General features: G+C 72.8%; 3 protein-coding genes. All 3 read left to right on the forward strand.

Features of this window, described 5'->3' with window-relative positions; genetic code table 11:
- Positions 1-124 precede the first annotated feature (124 nt).
- Positions 125-1489 carry a class I SAM-dependent RNA methyltransferase gene (locus ACFWH7_RS12470; protein ID WP_378216820.1) on the forward strand — a complete coding sequence of 455 codons (1365 nt, stop codon included), beginning with the start codon at positions 125-127 and terminating at the stop codon, positions 1487-1489.
- Positions 1490-1582: 93 nt separating this feature from the next.
- Positions 1583-1813, forward strand: a complete 231-nt coding sequence (locus ACFWH7_RS12475; RefSeq protein ID WP_378216821.1) for a hypothetical protein — start codon at positions 1583-1585, stop codon at positions 1811-1813.
- Positions 1814-2051: 238 nt separating this feature from the next.
- Positions 2052-4871: an aconitate hydratase gene (locus tag ACFWH7_RS12480; protein WP_378216822.1), complete on the forward strand. Its 2820-nt coding sequence runs from the start codon at positions 2052-2054 to the stop codon at positions 4869-4871.
- Positions 4872-5025 lie beyond the last annotated feature (154 nt).

Consider the following 5025-nt stretch of genomic DNA (forward strand, 5'->3'; position numbering starts at 1 on the left):
GGGGGGGGGGGGGGGGGGGGGGGGGGGGGGGGTGGCCCCCGCCCCCCCCCCCCCCGCCCCGGCGGGTGGGTCGGGGCGCGTCCGGGATACTGGGGGCATGCCGTCCTCCTCGCGTGGTCCTGCCGTGCCCTCCGACCGACCGTCCGACCCCTTCGCGGACCGCCGCGCCGCGCGCGGCGGCGGGCGCCGTACGACCCGCCGCCAGGGTGGTCGAGCGACACGTCAGTCGGCCCGCGTCGACCCTCGACCTGAGGTCGAGGTCGAGCTCGAGGTCGGCCCGGTGGCCCACGGCGGCCACTGCGTGGCGCGGTACGACGGGCGCGTCGTCTTCGTCCGCCACACCCTGCCCGGAGAGCGGGTGCGTGCCCGGGTCACGGAGGGCGGCGAGGCCGCGAAGTTCTGGCGCGCCGACGCCGTCGAGGTCCTCGAGGCGTCGCCCGACCGGGTCCCGTCGGTGTGGCCGGAGGCCGGTCCGGGGGGCGTCGGCGGCGGCGAGCTGGCGCACGTCGCGCTCGACGCGCAGCGCCGCTGGAAGCGGGACGTGCTGGCCGAGCAGCTGCGCCGGCTCGGGAAGATCGACCTCGACGAGACTAACCTTCAGGTAGAGGTCGAGGGTCTGCCGGGCGACGGCGAGCGCGGCGGGCTCGGCTACCGGACGCGCGTGGACCTCGTCGCCGACGGCACGGGCCGTGCGGGCATGCACCGCTTCCGGTCCCACGACGTCGTCGCGCTCGACGGCATGCCGCTGGCCACCGAGGACGTCGCGGAGCTCGCGGCGCGCGAGAAGGTCTTCACGCGCACCTGGCGGCCGGGCACGCGGATCGAGCTCGTCGCGCCCGTCGGCTCGGCGCCGGTCGTCCTCGTGGACGGCGAGCCGTGGCGGTCGGGCTCTCCCGACCAGCGCCCCAACGCACGCCGCAGCGTGACCGAGCGCGTCGTCCTCGGCGACCGGCAGCACGAGTACCGCGTCGCGGCGGCCGGGTTCTGGCAGGTGCACCGCGAGGCGCCGGCCACCCTGACGCGCGCGGTGCTCGACGGCGTGGGGGACCTCGACGGCGCGCGCGTGCTCGACCTCTACTCGGGTGCCGGACTGTTCACCACGCCCCTGGCGGCGGCCGTCGGGGCGGCGGGTTCGGTGGTGGCCGTCGAGGGCGACGAGCGGGCCGTGCGCGACGCGCGCCGCAACGCGCACGGGCTCGACCAGGTCGAACTGCACCACGGCCCCGTCGAGCAGGTGCTCGCCGCCGACCCGACCGGCGCGGACGTCGTCGTGCTCGACCCGCCGCGCGTCGGTGCCGGCCGTGCCGTGGTCGAGGCGATCGCCTCCCGGCAGCCCGCCCGGGTCGTGTACGTCGCGTGCGACCCCGCCGCGCTCGCGCGCGACGTCTCCTACCTGGCCGACCACGGCTACGGGCTCGCGTCCCTGCGCGCGTTCGACCTCTTCCCGATGACGCACCACGTCGAGGCGGTCGCCGTCCTCACGCGCTGACCGTGCCGCGCGCGCTCGGCCTTGCGTGGACCCGGGTGCGCCGAACGGCGACCGAGGAGGACGATGGGAAAGAGGCGGCGGAGGAGCGGGGCGATGAGGGACGTGACGAGCACGAGCGGGTCGGCGACGGCGGCTGCGGCGGGAGACCCGACCGCCCATGCCTCGGACGACGTCCGGGACATCGTGGGCGTGGGCGTCCTGATGCCGAACGGGCGGCTCGCGGGGCGAAGCTTCGCGTCGCGAGCCGAGGCGGAGGCCTGGGCGCGGCCCGACGAGGGTGAGCAGGTCGTCGAGCTCAACCTGCTGTGCGACTGCGACCTCTGAGCCCAGAGCCGTGAGGGCGTCACGCTCGAGCGGTCGCGCCTGGCATATATCTTGACGTCAAGATATATGGGGTATGCTGGTCGCGGTGCAGGTCGCAGCGGGTCGTGGACGAGCCGCCGACCACCGCCAGGGAGGCCCTCCGGGCCTGGCCTGAGCGGCGCGCCGGCCCGGCGTAGGCTGGGCGAAGCCCCCTGAACCATGGCATCCGTGCCACCGTCTCGCCACGAAGGAGCTACGAGTGAGCAGCGTCGACACGTTCGGGTCGAAGGGAACGCTGGAGGTCGGTGAGAACTCGTACGAGATCTTCCGCCTGTCCGCCGTCGAGGGTGTCGAGCGCCTCCCGTACAGCCTGAAGATCCTCGCCGAGAACCTCCTGCGCACGGAGGACGGCGCCAACATCACCGCGGACCACGTCCGTGCGCTTGCGTCCTGGGACCCGGACGCGCAGCCCGACACCGAGATCCAGTTCACGCCCGCGCGCGTGATCATGCAGGACTTCACCGGCGTGCCCTGCGTCGTCGACCTCGCCACCATGCGCGAGGCCGTCGCGGAGCTCGGCGGCGACCCGTCGCGCATCAACCCGCTCGCGCCGGCCGAGATGGTCATCGACCACTCGGTGCAGATCGACGTCGCGGGCCGCTCGGACGCGTTCGAGCGCAACGTCGAGTTCGAGTACCAGCGCAACCACGAGCGCTACCAGTTCCTGCGCTGGGGCCAGACGGCGTTCGACGACTTCAAGGTCGTCCCCCCGGGCACCGGCATCGTGCACCAGGTGAACATCGAGTTCCTCGCGCGCACGATCATGACGCGCGAGGTCGGCGGGGTGCTGCGCGCCTACCCCGACACGTGCGTCGGCACCGACTCGCACACGACGATGGTCAACGGCCTCGGCGTGCTCGGCTGGGGCGTCGGCGGCATCGAGGCCGAGGCGGCCATGCTCGGCCAGCCCGTCTCGATGCTCATCCCGCGCGTCGTCGGCTTCAAGCTCAACGGGTCGATCCCCGCGGGCGTCACCGCGACCGACGTCGTGCTCACCATCACCCAGATGCTGCGCCAGCACGGCGTCGTCGGGAAGTTCGTCGAGTTCTACGGCGCGGGCGTGGCCCAGGTGCCGCTCGCGAACCGCGCCACGATCGGCAACATGAGCCCCGAGTTCGGCTCCACGGCCGCGATCTTCCCGATCGACGGCGTGACGATCGACTACCTGCGCCTCACGGGCCGCAGCGACGAGCAGCTCGCGCTCGTCGAGGCGTACGCCAAGGAGCAGGGCCTGTGGCTCGACCCCGAGTCCGACAGCTACGTCGAGCCGGTGTTCTCGGAGTACCTCGAGCTCGACCTCTCGACGGTCGTCCCGTCGATCGCCGGCCCCAAGCGCCCGCAGGACCGCATCGAGCTCGGCGAGGCGAAGGAGTCGTTCGCCTCCGCGATCCTCGACTACGTCGACGCCGGCGAGGCCGCGCCGTTCACGGGCCTCGACGAGTCGGTCGAGGAGACCTTCCCCGCGTCCGACCCGATCGCCGCCGCGGCGCACGACAACGAGTCGGACCACCCGGTCGCGCCGGGCCACGCCGACAGCGCGAAGCGCCCGCACAAGGTCGTCCCGGTGACGCTCGAGGACGGCACGTCGACCGAGCTCGACCACGGCCACGTGGTCATCGCGTCGATCACGTCGTGCACCAACACGTCGAACCCGTCGGTCATGCTCGCGGCCGCGCTGCTCGCGAAGAACGCGGTGGACCGTGGTCTCGCGTCGAAGCCGTGGGTCAAGACGTCGATGGCCCCCGGGTCGCAGGTCGTGACGAACTACTACGAGAAGTCGGGCCTCTGGCCGTACCTGGAGAAGCTCGGCTTCCACCTGGTCGGCTACGGGTGCGCGACGTGCATCGGCAACTCGGGCCCCCTGGCGGACGAGATCTCCGCGACGGTCAACGAGCACGACCTCTCGGTCGTCTCGGTGCTGTCCGGGAACCGCAACTTCGAGGGGCGCATCAACCCCGACGTGAAGATGAACTACCTCGCGTCGCCGCCCCTGGTCATCGCCTACGCGCTCGCCGGCACGATGGACTTCGACTTCGACGGGGAGCCCCTGGGCACGGACCCGCACGGCGAGCCCGTCTTCCTCCAGGACATCTGGCCGTCGCCCGAGGACGTCCAGGCGACGATCGACGCGTCGATCGACCGCGACATGTTCACCAAGGACTACGCGGACGTCTTCACCGGCGACGACCGGTGGCGCGCGCTCGAGACGCCCGAGGGCGACACGTTCGCGTGGGACGCGGAGTCGACCTACGTGCGCAAGCCCCCGTACTTCGAGGGCATGGGCATGGAGCCGTCGCCCGTCACGGACATCTCCGGTGCGCGCGTCCTCGCGAAGCTCGGCGACTCGGTGACCACGGACCACATCAGCCCCGCGGGCGCCATCAAGGTGGACTCGCCCGCCGGCAAGTACCTCGCGGAGCACGGCGTCTCGCGTCGCGACTTCAACTCCTACGGCTCGCGCCGCGGGAACCACGAGGTCATGATCCGCGGCACGTTCGCGAACATCCGCCTGCGCAACCAGCTCCTCGACGGCGTCGAGGGCGGGTACACCTACAACTTCGTCAAGGACGCGCAGGACACGATCTACGACGCGGCGCAGGACTACGCGGCCCAGGGCACGCCGCTCGTCATCCTGGGCGGCAAGGAGTACGGCTCCGGCTCGTCGCGCGACTGGGCGGCCAAGGGCACGGCGCTCCTGGGCGTCAAGGCCGTCATCACGGAGAGCTTCGAGCGCATCCACCGCTCGAACCTCATCGGCATGGGCGTCCTGCCGCTGCAGTTCCCGGCGGGCGAGAACGCGGGGTCGCTCGGCCTCGACGGCACCGAGACGTTCGACATCGCCGGCATCACGGCGCTGAACGGCGGCTCCACGCCCTCGACGGTGAAGGTCACCGCGACCAAGGGTGACGGCACGAGCGTCGAGTTCGACGCGGTCGTGCGCATCGACACCCCCGGCGAGGCGGACTACTACCGCAACGGCGGCATCCTCCAGTACGTGCTGCGCTCCCTGGTGGCGTGAGCCACCGCTAGCGCTGCGGGCCTGCCCGACGGCGCACGCGCACCCTGGCGGGGGGGGGGGGCCCACCGCCGCGGGGGGCCCCCCCCGCGCCGGGGCGCCCCCGCGCGCGCTCTGCGGGGGCGTGGCGGGTGCGAACACACACACAACCCCCCCC

The sequence above is a fragment of the Cellulosimicrobium cellulans genome, from assembly GCF_042723955.1.
Classification (GTDB): Bacteria; Actinomycetota; Actinomycetes; order Actinomycetales; family Cellulomonadaceae; genus Cellulosimicrobium; species Cellulosimicrobium cellulans_H.